General features: G+C 72.2%; 17 protein-coding genes. 4 read left to right on the top strand and 13 right to left on the bottom strand.

Annotation, left to right across the window (positions count from 1 at the left end; translation table 11 throughout):
- Nucleotides 1–90: 90 nt before the first annotated feature.
- From puhE to bchF, 13 genes are read right to left on the bottom strand one after another with little or no spacing between them, the layout of a single operon-like run.
- Complete coding sequence (gene puhE, locus ABIC30_RS25245) at nucleotides 91–885, bottom strand: putative photosynthetic complex assembly protein PuhE (RefSeq protein WP_020095260.1); 795 nt, start codon at nucleotides 883–885, stop codon at nucleotides 91–93.
- A gap of 1 nt (nucleotide 886) precedes the next feature.
- Nucleotides 887–1,975, bottom strand: coding sequence for a magnesium-protoporphyrin IX monomethyl ester (oxidative) cyclase (gene acsF, locus ABIC30_RS25250; protein WP_020095259.1), 1,089 nt, complete (start codon nucleotides 1,973–1,975; stop codon nucleotides 887–889).
- Nucleotides 1,972–2,268, bottom strand: coding sequence for an O2-dependent cyclase accessory protein (locus tag ABIC30_RS25255; protein ID WP_020095258.1), 297 nt, complete (start codon nucleotides 2,266–2,268; stop codon nucleotides 1,972–1,974). The genes acsF and ABIC30_RS25255 overlap by 4 nt, the downstream gene beginning before the upstream one ends.
- Complete coding sequence (gene puhC, locus ABIC30_RS25260; RefSeq protein WP_020095257.1) at nucleotides 2,268–2,762, bottom strand: photosynthetic complex assembly protein PuhC; 495 nt, start codon at nucleotides 2,760–2,762, stop codon at nucleotides 2,268–2,270. The genes ABIC30_RS25255 and puhC overlap by 1 nt, the downstream gene beginning before the upstream one ends.
- 11 nt (nucleotides 2,763–2,773) lie before the next feature.
- Nucleotides 2,774–3,424, bottom strand: coding sequence for a photosynthetic complex putative assembly protein PuhB (puhB, locus tag ABIC30_RS25265; RefSeq protein ID WP_020095256.1), 651 nt, complete (start codon nucleotides 3,422–3,424; stop codon nucleotides 2,774–2,776).
- Complete coding sequence (gene puhA, locus ABIC30_RS25270; RefSeq protein WP_020095255.1) at nucleotides 3,421–4,200, bottom strand: photosynthetic reaction center subunit H; 780 nt, start codon at nucleotides 4,198–4,200, stop codon at nucleotides 3,421–3,423. Before puhA ends, puhB begins: the two co-directional genes overlap by 4 nt.
- A gap of 18 nt (nucleotides 4,201–4,218) precedes the next feature.
- Entirely contained in the window at nucleotides 4,219–5,646 is a 1,428-nt protein-coding gene (locus ABIC30_RS25275) for a BCD family MFS transporter (protein ID WP_020095254.1), read from the bottom strand.
- Nucleotides 5,643–6,392, bottom strand: coding sequence for a magnesium protoporphyrin IX methyltransferase (gene bchM / locus ABIC30_RS25280; RefSeq protein ID WP_020095253.1), 750 nt, complete (start codon nucleotides 6,390–6,392; stop codon nucleotides 5,643–5,645). Before bchM ends, ABIC30_RS25275 begins: the two co-directional genes overlap by 4 nt.
- A gap of 16 nt (nucleotides 6,393–6,408) precedes the next feature.
- Nucleotides 6,409–7,302 carry a ferredoxin:protochlorophyllide reductase (ATP-dependent) iron-sulfur ATP-binding protein gene (bchL, locus tag ABIC30_RS25285; RefSeq protein ID WP_020095252.1) on the bottom strand — a complete coding sequence of 298 codons (894 nt, stop codon included), beginning with the start codon at nucleotides 7,300–7,302 and terminating at the stop codon, nucleotides 6,409–6,411.
- On the bottom strand, nucleotides 7,299–11,003 hold the full coding sequence (locus ABIC30_RS25290) for a magnesium chelatase subunit H (protein WP_354456229.1): 3,705 nt from the start codon (nucleotides 11,001–11,003) through the stop codon (nucleotides 7,299–7,301). Before ABIC30_RS25290 ends, bchL begins: the two co-directional genes overlap by 4 nt.
- A complete protein-coding gene (bchB, locus tag ABIC30_RS25295) occupies nucleotides 10,978–12,570 on the bottom strand; it encodes a ferredoxin:protochlorophyllide reductase (ATP-dependent) subunit B (protein ID WP_020095250.1) in 1,593 nt (530 codons plus the stop codon). The genes ABIC30_RS25290 and bchB overlap by 26 nt, the downstream gene beginning before the upstream one ends.
- A gap of 4 nt (nucleotides 12,571–12,574) precedes the next feature.
- Nucleotides 12,575–13,849 (bottom strand): ferredoxin:protochlorophyllide reductase (ATP-dependent) subunit N, encoded by a 1,275-nt coding sequence (locus ABIC30_RS25300; RefSeq protein WP_020095249.1) that lies wholly within the window; start codon nucleotides 13,847–13,849, stop codon nucleotides 12,575–12,577.
- A complete protein-coding gene (gene bchF, locus ABIC30_RS25305) occupies nucleotides 13,846–14,352 on the bottom strand; it encodes a 2-vinyl bacteriochlorophyllide hydratase (RefSeq protein ID WP_020095248.1) in 507 nt (168 codons plus the stop codon). Before bchF ends, ABIC30_RS25300 begins: the two co-directional genes overlap by 4 nt.
- Before the next feature lie 317 nt (nucleotides 14,353–14,669).
- Between bchF and ABIC30_RS25310 the strand changes: the two genes are divergently transcribed.
- From ABIC30_RS25310 to ABIC30_RS25325, 4 genes are all read left to right on the top strand, one after another.
- Complete coding sequence (locus ABIC30_RS25310) at nucleotides 14,670–15,560, top strand: cobalamin B12-binding domain-containing protein (protein ID WP_026605259.1); 891 nt, start codon at nucleotides 14,670–14,672, stop codon at nucleotides 15,558–15,560.
- Between the two features lie 29 nt (nucleotides 15,561–15,589).
- Nucleotides 15,590–17,035: a transcriptional regulator PpsR gene (gene ppsR / locus ABIC30_RS25315; RefSeq protein ID WP_354456231.1), complete on the top strand. Its 1,446-nt coding sequence runs from the start codon at nucleotides 15,590–15,592 to the stop codon at nucleotides 17,033–17,035.
- Nucleotides 17,036–17,389: 354 nt separating this feature from the next.
- Entirely contained in the window at nucleotides 17,390–18,274 is an 885-nt protein-coding gene (gene chlG, locus ABIC30_RS25320; RefSeq protein WP_020095245.1) for a chlorophyll synthase ChlG, read from the top strand.
- Nucleotides 18,274–19,605, top strand: coding sequence for a BCD family MFS transporter (locus ABIC30_RS25325; protein WP_020095244.1), 1,332 nt, complete (start codon nucleotides 18,274–18,276; stop codon nucleotides 19,603–19,605). Before chlG ends, ABIC30_RS25325 begins: the two co-directional genes overlap by 1 nt.
- Nucleotide 19,606 lies beyond the last annotated feature (1 nt).

Genomic DNA, 19,606 nt, shown 5'->3' on the forward strand with positions numbered 1-19,606 from the left:
CTGCGGGTTGATCCCGCCTGTGACACCGGACTTCGCACAAGACCAGTTCCAGATTGGTGGACGTGCGTCGCCCGCTCGTGATCCCTCGGCCTACATGTGGTCCGGCGGCCCGGCCGCTTCCCCGGGCGCCCGGGCCGGCAGGCTCCAGCGCCACAGCTCCGCCGAGGGCAGCGGCAGCATCAGGAACCAGTGCTCCAGGGTGGCGAGCGCGGTCAGCGTCGCCAGGACCGTGAAGCCGATCAGCTCGTGCTCCAGCAGGTCGGCACCCAGCGCCGCGCGCCCGAGCAGGGCCGCCGCGATGGTCCCGAGGCTCACCGAGACCGGGAACAGCAGGTTCATCGGCTTCCGGGACAGGTAGCAGGCGAGGTAGCCGAGATGGTCCGGCAGGAACTCGGCGTGGAGGTTGCGCACCCCCAGGAACAGGTTGAGCCGCGCCGACAGGTTCATCACCACCAGCGTGCCGTAGGTCCACAGGGCGAAGCGGTTGGGGCTGCCCCAGACCAGCGCCAGGATCGCGAGGCCGCCGACCACGATGGCGAATTCGTGCCACAGGCTGGTGGCGAGCGCGGCGAAGAACCGGTCGAGCCCGCGCACGCTCGGCGCGCAGGCGACGGGCCGCGGGCCCGACAGGAAGCCCATGTAGTAGCTCATCTCCTGCCAGCCCCAGACGACGAGCGCCGCCGTGAAGGCCGTGTAGGCCCCCGTGGCGCTCGTGTCGGCGGCGCTGGACCGGATCGCCACCAGGGCGCCGGCGAGCAGGAGGGTCGCCCCGGCCATGCTCCACGGATGCGTCCGCCGCGGGGCGTGATCGAGCAGCAGGATCAGCCCGGTGGAGAACCACCAGAGCAGGACCGCATACAGGACCGGGGCGGCGTAGGTCCCCATGCTACCAGACCGGCTGGAGGCGGATGTCGGCCGGCAGGGCGTTGGCCTTGACGGGCAGGAGATAGAGCCGCGCGAAGGTCACGGCCGCCCGGGCGGCGTGGAGGCCCTGCAGGGCCTTGCCGACGAGGCCGCCCCGCGCCTTGGCGTCGGCGATCGCCCGGGAGCAGGCGAGCAGCCGGTCGAGGCCCGCCTTGAACTTCGGGTTGTCGATATCGAGTTCCAGCGGGAAGGTCTGGCGGGAAATCTCCGAGGTGATCCGGAAGACCTTGAAGTCGTAATCGCTGGGATCGACGCCGAGCGCGGCGTGGAAGGCCGGGCGGTGATGGTCGCGCACGTACATCGTGGCGAAGACGGCGAGCAGGAAGAACCGGATCCAGTAGCGGTTCACGCCGCTCGTCAGCTTCGGGTTGGCGCGCATCAGCAGCGCGAAGGCCTCGCCGTGGCGGAACTCGTCGTTGCACCACAGCTCGAACCACTTGAAGATCGGGTGGATGCGCCGCTCCGGGTGCCGCTCCAGCTCGCGGAAGATCGTGATGTAGCGGGCGTAGCCGATCTTCTCGGACAGATAGGTGGCGTAGAAGATGAACTTCGGCCGGAAGAACGTGTACTTCTTGGACTTGGTGAGGAAGCCCAGGTCCACGCCGATGCCGAAATCCTTGAGCGTGTCGTTGATGAAGCCGGCGTGGCGGGCTTCATCCCGGCTCATGAAGCCGAACAGCTCCTTGATGTCCTTGTTCTTCGCCCGCTTGCGCATCTCGGCGTAGAGGACGCAGCCGGAGAACTCGGCGGTGATGGACGACACGAGGAAGTCCAAAAACTCCTTCCGCAGCTCCGGCTCCATCTTCGACAGGTCGCAGTCGAACTCCTCGTTGCGGGTGAAGTGGCGCTTGTTCGGGTCGGAGCGCAGCTCGGCGATCAGGATGTCCCAGTCGCGCCGCACCGGCTCGACGTTCGTGCGGTCGAGCTCGTCGAAATCGGTCGTGTAGAAGCGCGGGCTGAGGAAGGTCGTCTCCTGCGCCGAGCGGGTCGATTCATTGATCGGCGTCTTCGGGACGGGCTGGCCGGAGGGTGGCGGGACGGGTGCGTTCACAGCTTCCTCCTCTCGGAAAAGCTGACCTCGTAGAGTTCGGTCAGCTCGAGATGCGCGATGAGCTTGGTCCAGGCCCGCTCCAGCGCGCCGGCCCGCGTCACGGTGGCGGTGCGCCGCACGGTGAGGCGCTCGCCGTAGGGCACCGAGGTCGGCGCGTCGTGGACCTGGACCTCGTCGCCGGGCTCGATCTCGAAGCCGGCATCGAGGGTCACGTGCGCGTGCAGGCTCTCGGGCGTCTGCTCGATCTCCACCGTGCAGGGCACGGTGACGGTGCGGCTGCCGAACAGGCCCATCACCGCGTCTCCGCGGCGGGGGCGCCCGGCGCGGGCATCAGCCGCGCGAAGGCCCCGGCATTGGTCGGCCCGAAGGCCTCCAGGGGCACCCGGCGGCCGGTGGCCTCGTCGGCCAGCGCGAGGCGGCCGTCGTCGTAGCGGGTCAGGCTGAAGGGCTTCTCGGGGCCGAGGCCCTCCCGCTGGCGGGCCTGGGCGAGGCCCCGCAGGGTCCCGCGCAGGAACCCGTCCTCGCCGGGACGGATCCAGGCGACGATGTGCCGGTCGGCGACGTCCCGCAGGGCGATCGAGCCGTCGACCTGATCCTCGGCGCGGAACTCGAGGCGCTCCACCACCTTGGCGGGCGGCAGGGCGACGAGGCCGACCTTCTCGCTCCGGCCGATCAGGACCGCCAGCATGGTGAAGCCCATCAGCGCGCCGGCGCCGATCATCAGCAGCGCCGGTGCCGGTCCCGCGACCGCCATGGCCCGGCTGGCGCCCTCCGCCCGCTCGCCCATCGTGCCCCTCCCTATTCGGCCGCGACGAGGCGGCCGGGATTCTCGTCCGCTCGGCCGAGACGCGCCACCCGAACCGGCGGCGCGGTGCCGTCGGCATGGGCCTCGAGGGCGCGTGCCAGCAGCGCCGCCGCGGCGTCCGCGTCCGGCACCGAGCGCAGCATGGGCTCGGTCCGGGCGAGATGCCAGGGCCGGACATGCGGCCAGATGTGAAGGTAGGCGATCCGGAGGCCCGGCCGCAACCGCAGCGGCAGGTCGCCGCTGCCATCCGTGAAGGCCCGCAGGGCCGCCGTCTCGATCTGCGCGAAGGGCAGGTTGTGGGTCACCGGCAGGGCGATGCCGGCCTGCAGCACGACGCGGCGGTTGGTCACCGTGTAGAGCGTCGTCCGGTGAGTGAGCCAGGCGAGCAGCCAGAGCAGCGCGACGGCGCCGGCGCCGATCACCAGGGTCGGCGCCACCACCTTGATCGCCGCCGCGGGCGAGCCCGCCGCGAGGCCGAAGGCCACGGCGCAGACCGAGAACCACGCGATCACCAAGCGGGCGTGGAACACCCGGACCAGCAGGCCCGCGGTCGTCGGCGCACCCTGCCAGAGGATGCGCTCGCCCGCCGGCAGCGGGCCGGGCAGACCCCGCAGGGTGCCCTCGGGGAGGAAGTCGCCGCTCATATCAGGGGCTCCGCCCGGGCCGGCGTCGCGTAGAGCGTGCCGGCGCCGAAATACGAGATGATCCGCTCCTCCTCGAGGAAGGTCACGCTGTCGGGGTCGCGGGTGCTGGGGATGTCGGCGAACTGGCTCGCGAGCAGAGCCTCGGTCGTCACCGTCTTGGTGAAGCCGCCGGCCCGGCAGAACGTTGTCGGCATCAGCCGGCGCCCGCCCGTCGGGAGCTCGACTTCGTAGTAGCGGATCAGCGACTCGCCGCGGTCGACCCAGACGTCGCTGATCACGCCCGCGACCGCGTTGTCGGTGCCGAACACCGTCATGCCGATCGGGTTCGGGCCGTCCTCGTGGATGACGAAGTTCTTCGCCACCCGCAGGGGCACGATGCGGATCTCGTCGTCCCAGGTCCGGTCGTGCACGTCGTGCCGCAGCACCCAGGAGCCCGGGCCGACGCCGGCCTGGAGCGACGTCTCCGTGCGCTCGTAGGGGGCGCCCGGCCAGGGTTCGACCTTGCGGGCCGGGATCCCGGTCTCGATGTCGTCCCGGCCATGAACCGCCTGCGGCGCGTAGGTCGTCTCGCCGCCCGGCAGATGGAACGCCTTGGACCGGGGGATCAGGATCGGGTCGTCCGCCTTGCGGCGGCCGACCGTCTCGTTCTCCAGCGGGTAGCCCTCGCGCCGGTCCTCCCGGCGCAGCCAGAAGACCAGCCCCGCGAAGAAGAGGAAGAACGCGTAGAGTACGACCTGGGCGACGTCGACGTAACCCGTAAGTGCGCCGGTTGGCATGGCTGTCCTCCCCAAGTCTCAGGCTGTGCGGCCGGCGAGGCCGTCGGTGATGCTGTCTCGAACTCGTATCCGGGCGTCCTCACGCACCAGCGGTCCGAGCGCGAGCAGCGCCGCGAACAGCAGGGCGATCTCGATGTGGTAGACGATGAGGTAGCCGATGGCGGGCTCGTTCATGCCCTCGCCGAGCACCCCCGACTGGGCGATGGCGCCGCCGACGTCGCGCACGAGGCCGCTCGCCGCGATCGACAGCCCGGCCGCGGTCGCCTGCACGGCGCCCCAGGCACCGAGGGCGAGCCCGGTATCCTCGGGGCCGGCGCGGTTCATCGAGGCGGTGAGCGTGCCGTGGGCGAACAGGCCGCCGCCGAGGCCGATCAGGCTCACGCCCGCGGCGAACAGGTCGGCCGAGGCGAGCGGGGCGGCGAAGACCACTGCCGAGAAGGCCAGGATCCCGATCCCGACGCCCACCGCGGAGACGCGGAACGGGTCGCCCCCGCGCCCGAGCCAGCGCGCCGCGACCAGCAGGCCGAGCCCGCCTCCAGCGGCCAGCAGCGCGGTCAGCGCCGTGGTGGCCGCCACCGAGAGGTGCAGGATCTGACCGCCGTAGGGTTCGAGCAGGATGTCCTGCATCGAGAAGCCCGCCGTGCCGAGGCCGATCGCCACGAGGCGTCGCCGGGCGGTGCCCTGCCCCGCATAGGCCTGCCAGGAGGACCGGAAGTCGCGCTGCGGTGCCGTCCGCGTCCGGTTCGGATCGCGGGGCTCCTGCTTCCAGAGGGCGAACCCGTTGAGGATGATCGTGACCAGCGCCGCGCCCTGGATCACTTGGATCAGCCGGACGGGTGAGAAATGGGCGAGGAACAGGCCGAACAGCACCGCGCTCGCCATCATGCCGAACAGGAGCGCCGCGCAGAGCAGCGCCACCACCTTCGGGCGCGCGTGCGCCGGGGCGAGGTCGGTGGCGAGCGCCAGCCCGACGGTCTGGGTCGTGTGCAGGCCCGCGCCGACCAGGAGGAAGGCGAGCGCCGCCGCGAGGTTGCCGACCCAGAGCGGCCCGGTCGTGTCGCCCGACAGGATCAGCAGGGCGAACGGCATGATCGCGAGGCCGCCGAACTGGAGCAGCGTGCCGAACCAGATGTAGGGGACGCGCCGCCAGCCCAGCACCGAGCGGTGGGTGTCCGAGCGGAAGCCGACCAGCGCCCGCAGGGGCGCGAAGACCAGCGGCAGCGCCAGCATCATCGCGACGATCCAGGCCGGAACGCCGAGCTCGACGATCATCACCCGGTTGAGGGTGCCGATCAGCAGCACCGCGGCCATGCCGACGGTGACCTGGAACAGGGCGAGGCGGAGCAGCCGTCCCAGCGGCAGCTCGGCGGTGGCGGCGTCCGCGAAGGGAAGCAGCGCCGGGCCGAGGCGCATCAGGGCCTCGGTGAGCTTGCGGGCGGGGGTCATGGTCGCGCCCCGGGTGTCATTGGCCGACCATCCGCGCGGTGAGGCAGGGCGCGCGTCAGCGCCACCGCGTTCGACAGGTAGAATCCGCTGTTGATCCGGTGCGACCGCGCCCAGGCGAAGCCGTCGAGGGCCCTCTCCGAGGCGATCCGCCGCCGCAGCCCGCCCTCGGTCACCGGCACGATGGCGGGCGAGCGATCGCCGCGCGGGAAGAACTTCCCGGCCGCGTGCATCACCGTCAGGAGCGCCGTGCGCGGCGCTACGGTGAACAGCACCGAGCCGTCCGTGCGCGCGCCTAGCACCGCCAGCGCCCGGGCGATGTCGGCGGCGCGGTAGTGGATCAGCGAATCCATCGCCACGACGTGGTCGAACCGGCCGAGCGCCGGATCGAGCATGTCGCCCACCCGGAAGTCGATGCGCCCCGCGCCCGCGATCGCCGGCAGCCGCTCCTGCGCCAGCCCGATCAGCGTCGGCGAGACGTCGATCGCCACCACCTCGGCGCCCCGCCGCGCCGCCTCGACGCTGAGCGCCCCGGTGCCGCAGCCGGCATCGAGCAGGCGTGAGCCCGTCATGTCGGCCGGGAGCCAGGACAGCAGCGTCGCCCGCATGGCGTCGCGCCCGGCCCGCACGGTGGCGCGGATCCGGCTCACCGGGGCGTCCGAGGTCAGGCGCGACCACGCCTCGACCGCGGTGCGGTCGAAGTAGGTGGTCAGCTCGCCCCGGCGGGCGTCGTAGCTGGCGCTGGCCATCGGTCGAACTCCAGACTCAATCGAAACCGAGGAACTCGAACAGGTCGCGGTCCTTCATGGGGATTGCCTCGCAGGGCTCGCCCCCGGCCCAGAGCGTCTCGGCGAGCCGCATGTACTCGGCGGTCACGGCGTCGAGCTCGGGCGACGAATCCATCTCGAACAGGGTCGACTTCTTGAGCCGCGAGCGCCGGACCACGTCGAGGTCGGGGAAGTGGGCGAGGCGCTTCAGGCCGACCGCGTCGTTGAACCGGTCGATCTCGTCGGTCTTGGCCGAGCGGTTGGCGATGACGCCGCCGAGCCGCACGCCGTAGTTCTTGGACTTGGCGTGGATCGCCGCGACGATCCGGTTCATCGCGAAGATCGAGTCGAAGTCGTTGGCGGTGACGATCAGCGCCCGGTCGGCGTGCTGGAGCGGCGAGGCGAAGCCGCCGCAGACCACGTCGCCGAGCACGTCGAAGACGACGACGTCGGTGTCCTCCAGGAGGTGGTGCTCCTTGAGGAGCTTCACGGTCTGGCCGACCACGTAGCCGCCGCAGCCGGTGCCGGCGGGCGGGCCGCCGGCCTCGACGCACATCACGCCGTTGTAGCCCTCGACCACGAAATCCTCGACCCGCAGCTCCTCCGAGTGGAAGTTCACGGCCTCCAGGGCGTCGATCACCGTGGGGGCGAGGCGCTTGGTCAGCGTGAAGGTCGAGTCGTGCTTCGGGTCGCAGCCGATCTGCAGCACCCGCTTGCCGAGCTTCGAGAAGGCCACCGACAGGTTCGACGAGGTGGTCGACTTGCCGATCCCGCCCTTGCCGTAGACCGCGAAGACCTTGGCGGTCTCGATCTTCAGGTCGGGGTCGAGGGCGACCTGAAGGCTCCCCTCCTCCTTCCGGGCGACGACGGGATTGCGGATCGCGATGTTCATGCGGCCACTCCTGCGGTGACGCCTTCCAGGCGGTCCTCCAGCTCCTCCTCGGCCCGGTCGAGGGCGTCGCGCATCTCTGCGTCGGGGGTCCAGAAGCCGCGGCGGTGCGCCTCGATCAGCCTTTGGGCGACCTTGGCGGAGGCGGTGGGGTTCAAGGCGGCCATGCGCTCGCGCATGTCCTTGTCGAGGACGTAGGTCTCGGTGATCCGCTCGTAGATCCAGGGCTGGACCGCGTTGGCGGTGGCCGACCAGCCGACCGTGTTGGTGAGATGCGTCTCGATCTGGCGGACGCCCTCGTAGCCGTGGCCGAGCAGGCCCTCGTACCATTTCGGGTTGAGCATCCGGGTGCGCGTCTCCAGCGCCACCTGCTCCTCCAGGGAGCGGACGCGCCCCTCCCCGCGGGTCTGGTCGCTGATGTAGATCGGCACCGACTCGCCCTTGGCCCGGGCCACCGCCCGGCCCATGCCGCCGAGCCCGTCGAAGTAGTGATCGACGGAGGTGACGCCGACCTCGACCGAGTCGAGGTTCTGGTAGGCCATGTCGACGGAGGCCAGCACCGCCTGCATCAGGGCGCGCTGCGGCGCCGGGCGGCCGGTGCGGCCATACGCAAAACTCTTGCGGCGCGAGAAGGTCTCGCAGAGTTCCGCGTCGTCGTCCCAGTTCCCCGAATCGACGAGGTGGTTGACGTTGGCCCCGTAGGCGCCCTCGGCGTTGGAGAAGACCCGGAGCGCCGCCGTCTCCAGGTCGCAGCCCTGCTCGGCCTGGATGGCGAGGGCGTGCTTGCGGACGTAGTTCTGCTCGAGCGGCTCGTCGGCGATCGCCGCGAGGTACGAGGCCTCGGCCAGGAGCTTCGTCTGCAGCGGCAGCAGATCCCGGAAGATGCCGGACAGGGTGACCACCGCGTCGATGCGCGGGCGGCCGAGGGTCTCCAGCGGGATCAACTCGGCGCCGCTCAGGCGGCCGTAGCCGTCGAAGCGGGGCGCGGCGCCGATCAGCGCGAGCGCCTGGGCGATCGGGCCGCCCTCGCTCTTGAGGTTGTCGGTGCCCCACAGGACCAGCGCGACGCTCTCCGGGCAGGGCTTTCCGTCGGCGGCGAAGCGCTCGAGGATCCGGGCGACCTGCCGGGCGCCGTCCGCCACCGCGAAGGCCGAGGGCAGGCGGTAGGGGTCGAAGCCGTGGAGGTTGCGGCCGGTCGGCAGCACGGCCGGGTTGCGCAGGATGTCGCCGCCCGCCACCGGCGGCACGAAGCGGCCGTCGAGCGCCCGCAGCAGCGCCGGAACTTCATGGTCGCGGGACAGCAGCCGGTCGGTCTCGGCGAGGTTCTTGAGTGTCTCGCGGTTGGTCTCGTCGGCGGAGAGGCCGGAGGCCTTGAGCGCCGCCTCGATCCCCCGCCCGGCCACCAGGGCCTCGATCCCGGCCCGCTCCGGCTTCACGCCGTGCGCCGACTCGGCGAGCGCCAGGAGCAGATCGACCCGCTCCTCTTCCGGCGTCCCCTGCCCGACCACGTGCAGCCCGTGCGGGATCAGGGTCTGCTCCAGCTCCTGCAGCGCGGTCCAGAGGCCTGAGACCCGCGCCTCCAGATCGCCGCTCCAGCCCGGATCGGCCGCCACGAGGTCGACCGCCGCGCCCTGATCCTGGATCAGGCGGGCCAGGGTCTCGCGCTCGCCCGCCGCCTCGGGGCCGAGGCCGCGCCAGCGCTCGATCGAGCTCTTCAGGTCGATCAGCCCACGGTAGAGCCCGGCAGCCGCGAGGCTCGGGGTGAGGTAGCTCACCAGCGTCGCGGCCGAGCGGCGCTTGGCGAGCGTCCCCTCCGAGGGGTTGTTGGCCGCGTAGAGGTAGACGTTCGGCAGCGCCCCGATCAGACGCTCCGGCCAGCAGGCCTCGGACAGGCCGGTCTGCTTGCCGGGCATGAATTCGAGGGCGCCGTGGGTGCCGAAATGCAGCACGGCGTCGGCAGAAAAATCCTCGCGCAGGTAGCGGTAGAAGGCCGAGAACGCGTGGGTCGGCGCGAAGCCGCGCTCGAACAGCAGCCGCATCGGATCGCCCTCGTAGCCGAAGGCCGGCTGGACCCCGACGAAGACGTTGCCGAACTGCGCGCCGAGGACAAAGATCTCGGCGCCGTTGGTCTGGTGGCGGCCGGGCGCCGGGCCCCACTGGGCCTCGATCTCGGCGAGGTAGGGCTCGCGGCGCAGGTGATCCTCGGCCGGGATGCGGGCGTGGACGTTGGCCTGGGTGCCGTAGCGTTTGGTATTGCCCTCCAAGATCGCCGCGCGCAGGGCATCGACGTCTTCCGGGATCATGACCGTGTAGCCGTCCGCCGCCAAGCCCTTCAGGGTGTTGAGCAGCGAGGCGTAGACCGACAGGAACGCGGCCGTGCCGGTGGCGCCGGCATTGGGCGGGAAGTTGAACAGCACCACGGCGAGCTTCCGCTCGGCCCTCGCGGTCCGGCGGAGGGAGACCAGACGTGCGACCCGCTCGGCGAGGCGGGCCGCCCGCTCGGGATGGACCCGCATGTCCCGGGCGTTGTCGCTGCCGGAAGCGGAGGACCGTCCGCCGAACACCATCGGGGCGGTGGCGCCGTCGAGTTCGGGGATAGCGACCATCATGGTCGCCTCGACCGGCGACAGGCCGCGGTCGCCTGCCTCCCACTGCTCCAGGGTCTGGAATTCCAGTGCCTGGGCGGCGAGGTAGGGCACGTCGAGGCGGGCCAGCATCGACTCGGCCGCGGCGGCGTCGTTGTAGGCGGGGCCGCCGACCAGCGAGAAGCCGGTGAGCGAGACCAGCGCGTCGATGCAGGCGCGACCGTCCTTCATGAAGAAGGAATCCACCGCCGGGCGGTTGTCGAGGCCGCTGGCGAAGGCCGGCACGACGTCGAGGCCCTGCGCCTCCAGGGCGGCGATCACCCCGTCGTAATGGGCGGTGTTGCCGGCGAGCACGTAGCTGCGCATCACCAAGAGGCCGACGCGGCCCTTCGCGCCCGCGAGGCGGGGCAGCCGTGACGGGTCGGCGCCGATCCGGCCGGGCAGGCGCGGGTGGTAGAGGCCGGTCTCGGGGTAGTCGAGGGGTGCGGGCGCCGCCGGGCCGTCACGCCAGGCGGCCCGCTCGCCGGCCGCGTAGCGGTGCACGAGGAAGCGCACCAGCGCGGCGACGTTCTCGTCCGAGCCCGCGAGCCAGTATTGCAGGGTGAGGAAATAGGCGCGCACGTCCTGGGCCGAGCCCGGGATGAAGCGCAGGATCTTCGGCAGCTTGCGCACCAGGGCCATCTGCCGTCCGGCATTGCCCTGCTGGCCCGGCTTGCCGCGCAGCTTCTTGAGGAAGTCGAGGGCGCTGCGCTTGGTGCCGCTCATGTCGAAGCGGCCGAGCTTCGTGGTCTTCACCACCTCGCCGGCCGAGAGGCAGCCGACCATCGCGTCGCAGGCGTCGCGCCGCGCCGCCAGCGCCGGCAGGATCGCCCGCACGTGCTCGTCCATGAACAGCATGGCCGAGAGCACGATGTCGGCCTGCGCGATGTCGGCCCGGCAGGCCTCCAGGGTCGCGGGGTCGTTGTCCCATTCGGCCGCCGCGTGGAAGCCCAGAACCAGCCCGGGCATCTCGGTCCGGAGGCGCAGGCGCGCCCGTTCCACCGCGCTCGCCAAGTGATTGTCGAGCGTGACGATGACGATGCGGATCGGCGGCCTATCGGCCGAAATGCGCTTTGGCATCGTAGAGGGTCTCGACGGTGATGAGCGGCAGATGCCGCTCCCGGGCGAAGGTCTCGGTGTTGGTGCGCGCCTTGCCCCGCACGAAGAACGGGATCTTCTTGAGTTCCTTCTCGGCCTCGGGCGACCACGCTGCGGCCCGGTCCAGAAGAATCGGAACGGGCGCCGGCGTCGGAGGGGTGTCGGCCGGCGCCCGTTCCGCGGCCTCGAACGCCCCGTCCGCCGGAGTCCCGTAGGACTTGCCGCCGAGATGCGAGGGGCCGACGCCGTCGTGGAATTCGGGATCCTCCCGGAACATGCCGAGGAGGTGCTCTTCGAGGCCCATCATCAGCGGATGGACCAGGGTGTCGAACAGGACGTTGGCGCCCTCGAACCCCATCTGCGGGGCGTAGCGGGCCGGGAAGTCCTGGACGTGCACCGGCGCGGAGATCACCGCGCAGGGGATGCCGAGCCGCTTCGCGACGTGGCGCTCCATCTGGGTGCCGAGCACCAGTTCCGGCGCGGCCGCGCGGATCGCCGCCTCGACGTCGAGGTAATCGTCGGTGATCAGCGCCTCGATGCCGTGCTCGGCCGCCTCGGCGCGAACCTCGCGGGCGAATTCGCGGCCGTAGGTGCCCAGTCCCACGACGGTGAAGCCGAGTTCCTTGGCGGCGACCCGGGCGATACCGATGGCGTGGGTCGCGTCGCCGAAGACGAAGACGCGCTTGGCCGTGAGATACGTCGAATCGACCGAGCGGGAGTACCAGGGCAGCCGCGAGCCGGGGCCGTCGAGCACCGGTGCCGGGTCGATCCCGGCGAGGCTCGCAACCTCCTCGACGAACCGGCGGGTGCCGCCGACGCCGATCGGGACGGTCTGCGTGAACGGCTGCCCGAAACTCTTCTTCAGGTAGTCCGCGGCCGACCGGGCGGTCTCGGGGTAGAGCACGACGTTGAAATCGGCCTCGCGCAGCCGGCCCAGATCGGCGGGCGAGGCGCCTAGCGGTGCCACGACGTTGACCGCGATGCCGAGGGTGTCGAGCAGCCGGCGGATCTCGATCAGGTCGTCCCGGTGGCGGAAGCCCAGCGCCGTCGGTCCCAGGATGTTGCAGAGCGGGCGCTGCCTGGGTTCCCGCGCCGGATGCGGGGCGGGCGGACCGGCGAGCGCCCGGACGAGGCGGTAGAAGGTCTCCGATGCGCCCCAGTTCTCCTTCTTCTGGTAGGCGGGCAATTCCAGCGGAATCACCGGGATCGGCAGGTCGAGCGCCTTGGCGAGGCCGCCCGGATCGTCCTGAATCAGCTCGGCGGTGCAGGAGGCGCCGACGATCATCGCCTGGGGCTGAAACCGCGCGTGGGCGGCCGAGACCGCCTGCTTGAACAGCTCGGCGGTGTCGCGGCCGAGATCCTGGGCGCGGAAGGTCGTGTAGGTGACGGGCGGGCGGGCGTCCCGCCGCTCGATCATCGTGAACAGCAGGTCGGCGTAGGTGTCGCCCTGCGGCGCGTGCAGCACGTAGTGCAGCCCGGACATCGCCGTGGCGACGCGCATCGCGCCGATGTGAGGAGGTCCCTCGTAGGTCCAGAGCGTGAGCTGCATGGCTCTACACCTCCAGCAGGGCGCGGCGGCGGAGCGGGCGCACGAACAGCTCCGCGAGGTCGCCGGCCTGCTCGTAGCCCTGCACGGGCGTGAACAGCAGCTCGATCGACCACTTGGTCGACAGCCCCTCCGCCTCCAGCGGATTGGCGAGGCCGAGGCCGCAGACCGTGAGATCCGGCCGTTCCGCCCGGCAGCGGTCCATCTGGTCGTCGAGGCTCTGGCCCTCCGTCACCCGCGTGCCCGCGGGCAGCAGCTCGATCTCGGCGGCGAGATGCCCCCGGTGCAGGTACGGCGTCCCGACCTCCACGAGGTCCGCGCCGAGCTCCCGGGCGAGGAAGCGGGCGAGCGGAACCTCCAGCTGCGAATCGGGGAAGAAGAACACGCGCTTGCCGCCGAGCCTCTCGCGGTGGGGGGCGAGCGCGGTCTCGGCGCGGGCGCGGCCCGCTTCCGTGGCCTGTTCGAAGGCGGCCTCGGAGACGCCAAACGCCTCGGCGGCTGCCCGAAGCCAGCCGGTAGTGCCTTCGGCGCCTAGAGGGAACGGCGCGGGCAGCCGGCGGGCGCCACGCTCGTCGAGGGCCCGGGCCGTGTCGGTCAGGAAGGGCTGGGCCAGCAGATAGCGGGTGTTGCGCCCAACAGCCGGCATCGCGTTCGCCCGGCGGGCGGGCAGGAACCGGACATCCGCGATCCCCATCGCGGCGAAGAGCCGGAGAAACTGATCCTCCACCACGTCGGCCAGCGCCCCGACCACGAGGAGCGAAGGGACCGCCGTCTCGGCCTCGCGGGGCAGGTCGGGCACGAGGGCGGCGAGGCAGGCATCCTCCCCTTGCGTGAAGGTCGTCTCGATGCCGGAACCCGAGTAGTTCAGCACGCGTACGGGGGCGAGCCGTCCCGACAGGCGCTGGGCCGCCCGGGACAGGTCGAGCTTGATCACTTCCGACGGGCATGAGCCCACGAGGAACAGGAGCTTGATGTCCGGCCGGCGCTCGATCAGCCGGGTCACCACCCGGTCGAGCTCCTCGTTGGCGTCGGCGAGGCCGGCGAGGTCGCGCTCGTCGATGATCGCCGTGGCGAAGCGCGGCTCGGCGAAGATCATCACGCCGGCGGCGGACTGGATCAGGTGCGCGCAGGTGCGCGAGCCGACCACCAGGAAGAAGGCATCCTGGATCTTCCGGTGCAGCCAGACGATGCCGGTCAGCCCGCAGAACACGGCCCGCTGACCCTGCTCCTGGCGGAGCTCGATGCCGCCGCAGGGTGGCTGATGGACCAGGGGAGCGTTCACGGCAGCGCCTCCGCGAGGCGCGGCGCGCGACTTCCGGCACTCTCCATGCGCGCGGCCCGGAGCTTCAGGAGGAACTGGGCCGCGTTGATCACGTAGGTCGCGTAGGCCGCCAGCGCGAGGAGCAGCAGCGCCTGACCCCTGAGCGCGCCCGTGGCGAGGGCCGCGAGGTAGGCGGTGTGGAGAGCCAGCACCAGCATGCTGACCACGTCTTCCCAGAAGAAGGCAGGCGCGAAGAGCCACCGCCCGAACACGACCTTCTCCCAGATCGAGCCGGTGACCATGATCGCGTAGAGGGCCAGGGTCTTCACGACGACCGAGATCTCGGCCGCGCGCAGGCCGTCGTCGGTGGCCAGGGCGCGCAGCACCAGGACGAGGCTCACCAGGAAGATCGCGAACTGGAGGGGCGCCAGCACTCCCTGGACCACGGTCCAGAGCGACGAATCGCGCCGGCGCCGTTCGGCGGGCGTGTAGAGCGGTCGTGCCGGCCGGTCCTCGGGACCCATGCATCCGCTCCCTGGTCGTCGGCGGCGCCTCAGGCTCCGTCGTGGACAGAGGCTAGGGCGGGGGTCCGGGAAGTGTCAAGTGCGCTTGACGCTTCCACGACATGACAGTGGCAGGGATATTTTTTCTTCGAATAAGATCATTGCCAAGATCGTCAGGAAGCGTATCGTCGGCCGTGGCGGCAGAGATTGCTGCCGTTCGGCTTGTCAGACTCAGGAACTGACGGACACGAAGAATAGACGGGCGAGCAACGCCACACCGAGCGCGCGAGCGGATCCGCCGGCCCTTCCGGGACGGGGCCGTCTCAGGGAGGATGCCGATGGGAAACTGGAGGCATTTCGGTGGCCGTCTGGATCACGGTCCGTCCGCGGCCGGCTGCAGCCCCGTGAGCGACGGGCTCCCCGTGTTCCGCGAGGCGGCCCTCGGCTGGCCCGACCTGCACAGGCCTGTGCCCGACGCGCTCGCCAAGGTCGTCGAGGCGGAGATCCTGCCCCGCCTGATGCTGGCCCACCGGCCCGCCGGCCGCGCCGTCCCGGCGGACCGGGCGCCGAGCGCGCGGGAGATCGCCGACTTCAGCGCCCTGCTCCTGGCCTCCGGCCCGGTCGACCTCGACGCCCGCGTGGACGCCCTGCGCGACGGCGGCCTGCCGCTCCCGCGCCTGCTCCTCGACCTGCTCGCCCCGGCCGCCCGGCACCTCGGCGCCCTCTGGGAGGAGGATGCCTGTGACTTCCTGGCGGTGACCGAGGCCCTCGGGCGGCTCCACACCGTGAGCCGCCGCCTCTGCGCCGAGCTGGAGAGCGAATCGGTCCCGGCCAACGGGCGCAGCGTCCTGCTGCTGCCCTGCCCGGGCGAGACCCACGTCTTCGGCCTGTCGCTGGTCGCGAGCTTCTTCCGGGAGGCCGGCTGGGACGTGACCACCGCGGTGCCCGGGCCGGGGGTCGACCCCCTGGACCTGCTCCGGTCCGACTGGTTCGACGTGGTCGGCCTGTCGCTCTCCTGCGACGTCCTGCTGCCGGTCCTGACGGCGACGGTGGCGGAGGTGCGCCGCGATTCGCGCAACCGGGACGTCCGGGTGCTGGTCGGCGGCCCCTTCTTCGCGCGCCACGGCGGCGAGGCGGGGATCGTCGGGGCGGATGCCTGCGCGTCGGACGCGTGCCTCGCGCCCGCCGCGGCCGAAGCTTTGCTGGACAGACAGGCCTTGGCCTGCTGAAAGGGCCTCCAACCGACTATCACATTGCGGTGACCGTGACCCCTCAGCCCCGCCCCTCCCCGCAGTCGCCGCCCGCGGTCCTGCAGCAGGTGGCCGGCCTCCTCCAGGGTGAGGCGGTCGGGCGCATCGTCGCGGCGTCCGCGGACCTCTCCCTGGTGATCGACGCGGACGGGGTGATTCGGGACGCCACGGTCGGCGCCGATCTCGCGGCCGAGACCGTGGCGGGCTGGCTGGGCCGGCGCTGGATCGACACCGTCACGGTGGAGAGCCGCCCGAAGGTCGACGCCCTGCTGCGGGACGCTGGGGCCGACGGCATCACCCGCTGGCGCCAGGTGAACCACCCCTCGCCCGACGGCGCCGACCTGCCGATCCGCTACGCGTCGATCCGGCCCTCGGAGGGCGGCCCGATCCTCGTGCTCGGGCGCGACATGCGGGCGGTGGCCGCCCTGCAGCGCCGGCTGGTGGAGACCCAGCAGGCCCTGGAGCGGGACTACGACCGGCTCCGCGCCGCCGAGACCCGCTACCGGCTCCTGTTCCAGATCTCCGGCGAGCCGGTGCTGGTGGTCGATGCCGGCACGCGCCGGGTGGCCGAGGCCAACCCGGCCGCGGCGCGCCTCCTCGGGCGCCCGGCCAAGCGCATCGCCGGGCAGGACGCCGTCGAGCTGTTCGACCCCGCCAGCACCCGGGCCCTGGAGGCGCAGTTCGCCGCCCTGCGGGCGACCGGGCAGGCGGGCGAGATCCGGGCGGCGCTGCAGCACGGGCGCGGGGAGGTCACGGTCTCGGCCTCGCTGTTCCGGGGCGAGGGCGGCGCGAGCGCGCTGCTGCAGCTGGTCGCCGACCCGGCGACGGCGGCGCCCGGGCCCGACCAGGAGGCGCCCACCGCCGCGGTGATCGAGGCGATGCCGGAGGGCTTCGTGGTCACCGATTCGGCGCGGCGGATCCTCATGGCCAACGCCGCCTTCCTGGAACTGGCGCAGCTCGCCACGGTGGGCCAGGCCCGCGGGCGCACCCTCGACCACTGGCTCGGCCGCGACGAGACCGAGGCGCAGGCGCTGTTCGCGACCCTCGTCGACCACGGCGCCGTGCGCCGCTTCGCCACCGTCGTCCGCGGCGCCTACGGCGGCATGGAGGACGTGGAGGTCGCCGCCGTGTCGGTGGCTGGCGCCCGCCCCTGCCTGGGCTTCGCCATCCGGTCGGGCCCGCGGCGGATCGCCGAAGGGCGCCCCGGGGTCGGGCGGGAGGTGCCCCGCTCGGTGGAGCAGATGACCGAGCTGGTCGGCCGGGTCTCGATGAAGACCCTGGTGCGCGAGACGACCGACCTGATCGAGAAGCTCTGCATCGAGGCGGCGCTGCGGATCACCCGGGACAACCGGGCCTCGGCGGCCGAGATGCTCGGCCTGAGCCGGCAGGGCCTCTACGCCAAGATGCGGCGCTACGGCGTCGGCGACCTGGACGGCCCGGTCGAGGACATCTGAGGATCCGGGCGCGGCCTCCGGGCGCGGCGGGACCCGTCCCATCCCATCCCATCCCATCCTTTCCCATCCCCCGAAGGTGCGCGCGGCGGGGCGCCGGACCCCCTCGGATCCTGGCACCGAAGGCCTCGAAGATCCCGGAATCGTCCTCGCGGACGGGGGTCGCCGGGAACGCCCGGGGCGCCGCCGGAGCGCCGGAAAGCGCCCGCGCGGGCGGTCCCGCCGGCACGGTTTGTCGGTGTTTCGGATAATGTATTTCTGGTCCGCCGCTGTATTTATTCGACAAACGTCGCGCACATGCTGGCGCGCGGTGTAAATCTGGCTTGACACCCCGCCGGGCGCCGGTAGCCTCCCGTCATGACCGCTACGCCCGCCCCGAGCGCAGTCATCGAGCTGCTGAAGCCGCTCACGTGGTTCGCGCCGATGTGGGCCTTCGCCTGCGGGGTGATCTCCTCGGGCCAGCCGGCCAGCGGCCAGTGGCCGGTGATCGCCGCCGGCATCCTGCTGGCCGGCCCGCTGGTCTGCGCCACCAGCCAGGCCGCCAACGACTGGTTCGACCGCCACGTCGACGCGATCAACGAGCCGAACCGGCCGATCCCCTCCGGGCGGATCCCGGGCCGCTGGGGGCTCTACCTCGCGCTTGCCTGGACGGCGCTGTCGCTGGCGGTGGCCGCCGCGCTCGGGCCCTGGATCCTCGGGGCCGCGCTGTTCGGGCTGGTCCTGGCCTGGATCTACTCGGCGCCGCCGGTGCGGCTGAAGCGGAACGGCTGGTGGGGCAACGCCGCGGTGGCGCTCTGCTACGAGGGGCTGCCCTGGTTCACCGGCGCCGCCGTCATGGCCGCCGCCCTGCCCGACCGGCGGGTGCTCCTGGTGGCGCTGCTCTACGCGGCCGGGGCCCACGGCATCATGACCCTCAACGACTTCAAGTCCGTGGAGGGCGACCGCCGGATGGGGCTGCTGTCGCTGCCGGTGCAGATGGGCTCCGAGCGCGCCGCGCGCTTCGCCTGCCTGGTCATGGCCCTGCCGCAGGTGGCGGTGATCGCGCTCCTCGTCGGCTGGGAGCGCTACTGGCACGCCGGCCTCGTCGCCGCGCTGCTCGCCGGGCAGTTCGCCCTGATGGCCCGGTTTCTGGAGAATCCCCGGGAGCGGGCGATCTGGTACAACGGCACCGGCACCACCCTCTACGTCCTCGGCATGCTGGTCGCGGCCTTCGCGCTGCGCCCGCTGGTGGGAGGGGCGTGATGGCACCGGACCCCGGCACGGGCCTCGGCTGGCCCCAGATCGTCCGCCTCGGCCTCGTCCAGACCGCGCTGGGCAGCGTCGTCGTGCTGATGACCGCCACCCTCAACCGGGTCATGGTGGTGGAATTGGCGCTGCCCGCCCTCGTGCCGGGCCTGCTGGTCGCCCTGCACTACGCCGTGCAGGTCCTGCGCCCGCGCTGGGGCTACGGCTCCGACCGCAGCGGCCGGCGCACCCCCTGGATCGTCGGCGGCATGGCGGCCCTCTGCCTCGGCGGGTTCGGCGCCGCCTGCGGCACCGCGCTGGCGGCCGAGAGCCTCGCCCTGGGGCTGGCGCTCGCCGCCCTCTCGTTCCTGTGCGTCGGCATGGGCGTCGGCGCGGCCGGGACCTCGCTCCTCGTCCTGCTGTCGGGCGGCGTCGCGCCGGCCCGGCGGGGCGCGGCCGCCACCGTCGTCTGGGTGATGATGATCGTCGGCTTCGCCGTCACGGCGCCGCTCGCCGGGCACTTCCTCGACCCGTTCTCCGGCCCGCGCCTCGCGGCGGTGTCGGGCACGGTCTCGCTCGTCGCCTTCTGCGTGGCGGCGCTCGCGGTCGCCGGCGTCGAGCGCCGCCTGCCGGTCCGGGCGCCCGAGCCCGCGGAGGCGCGCCGCCCGTTCTTCACCGTGCTGGCCCACGTGCTGGCCGACCCCGTGAGTCGGACCTTCACGATCTTCGTCTTCGTGTCGATGCTGGCCTACAGCGCCCAGGAGCTGATCCTGGAGCCCTATGCCGGCCTCGTCTTCGCGATGAGCCCCGGCGCCACCACCAAGCTCGCCGGCCTCCAGCACGGCGGCGTGCTCGCCGGCATGCTGCTGGTGGCGGCGGTGACGCTCCTCGCCCGCGGCACCGTCCTCGCCTCCCTGCGGCTCTGGATCGGGATCGGCTGCGCCGGCTCGGCCGCCGCCCTCTTCGCCCTGGCGAGCGGCGCGGCGGCGGGATCGGACTTCCCCCTGCGCGCGACGGTCTTCGCCCTCGGGGTGGCCAACGGCGCCTACGCGGTCGCCGCCATCGGCTCGATGATGGCGCTCGCCGGCCGCGGCGACGCGCGGGAGCGCGGAACCCGCATGGGCGTCTGGGGCGCCGCGCAGGGCGTCGCCTTCGGGGCCGGCGGCTTCCTCGGGGCCGTGGCGGTCGACGCCGTCCGGCTGGTCACCGCCGAACCCGTCCAGGCCTACGCGGCGGTCTTCGCCGCGGAAGGGCTGCTGTTCCTCGTCGCGGTCGTCCTGGCGGCGCGGCTCGAACCCGCTCCGGCACCGGACACGGTGCCGCTCGATCCTGCCTTCAGCGCGAGGTGAG

Source organism: Methylobacterium sp. 1030, from assembly GCF_040544715.1.
GTDB lineage: Bacteria > Pseudomonadota > Alphaproteobacteria > Rhizobiales > Beijerinckiaceae > Methylobacterium.

Coding starts and splice junctions, on each gene's coding strand:
- puhE (WP_020095260.1), bottom strand. CDS start 885: ATGGGGACCTACGCCGCCCCGGTCCTGTATGCGGTCCTGCTCTGGTGG.
- ABIC30_RS25255 (WP_020095258.1), bottom strand. CDS start 2,268: ATGGGCCTGTTCGGCAGCCGCACCGTCACCGTGCCCTGCACGGTGGAG.
- puhC (WP_020095257.1), bottom strand. CDS start 2,762: ATGGGCGAGCGGGCGGAGGGCGCCAGCCGGGCCATGGCGGTCGCGGGA.
- puhB (WP_020095256.1), bottom strand. CDS start 3,424: ATGAGCGGCGACTTCCTCCCCGAGGGCACCCTGCGGGGTCTGCCCGGC.
- puhA (WP_020095255.1), bottom strand. CDS start 4,200: ATGCCAACCGGCGCACTTACGGGTTACGTCGACGTCGCCCAGGTCGTA.
- ABIC30_RS25275 (WP_020095254.1), bottom strand. CDS start 5,646: ATGACCCCCGCCCGCAAGCTCACCGAGGCCCTGATGCGCCTCGGCCCG.
- bchM (WP_020095253.1), bottom strand. CDS start 6,392: ATGGCCAGCGCCAGCTACGACGCCCGCCGGGGCGAGCTGACCACCTAC.
- bchL (WP_020095252.1), bottom strand. CDS start 7,302: ATGAACATCGCGATCCGCAATCCCGTCGTCGCCCGGAAGGAGGAGGGG.
- ABIC30_RS25290 (WP_354456229.1), bottom strand. CDS start 11,003: ATGCCAAAGCGCATTTCGGCCGATAGGCCGCCGATCCGCATCGTCATC.
- bchB (WP_020095250.1), bottom strand. CDS start 12,570: ATGCAGCTCACGCTCTGGACCTACGAGGGACCTCCTCACATCGGCGCG.
- bchF (WP_020095248.1), bottom strand. CDS start 14,352: ATGGGTCCCGAGGACCGGCCGGCACGACCGCTCTACACGCCCGCCGAA.
- ABIC30_RS25310 (WP_026605259.1), top strand. CDS start 14,670: ATGGGAAACTGGAGGCATTTCGGTGGCCGTCTGGATCACGGTCCGTCC.
- chlG (WP_020095245.1), top strand. CDS start 17,390: ATGACCGCTACGCCCGCCCCGAGCGCAGTCATCGAGCTGCTGAAGCCG.
- ABIC30_RS25325 (WP_020095244.1), top strand. CDS start 18,274: ATGGCACCGGACCCCGGCACGGGCCTCGGCTGGCCCCAGATCGTCCGC.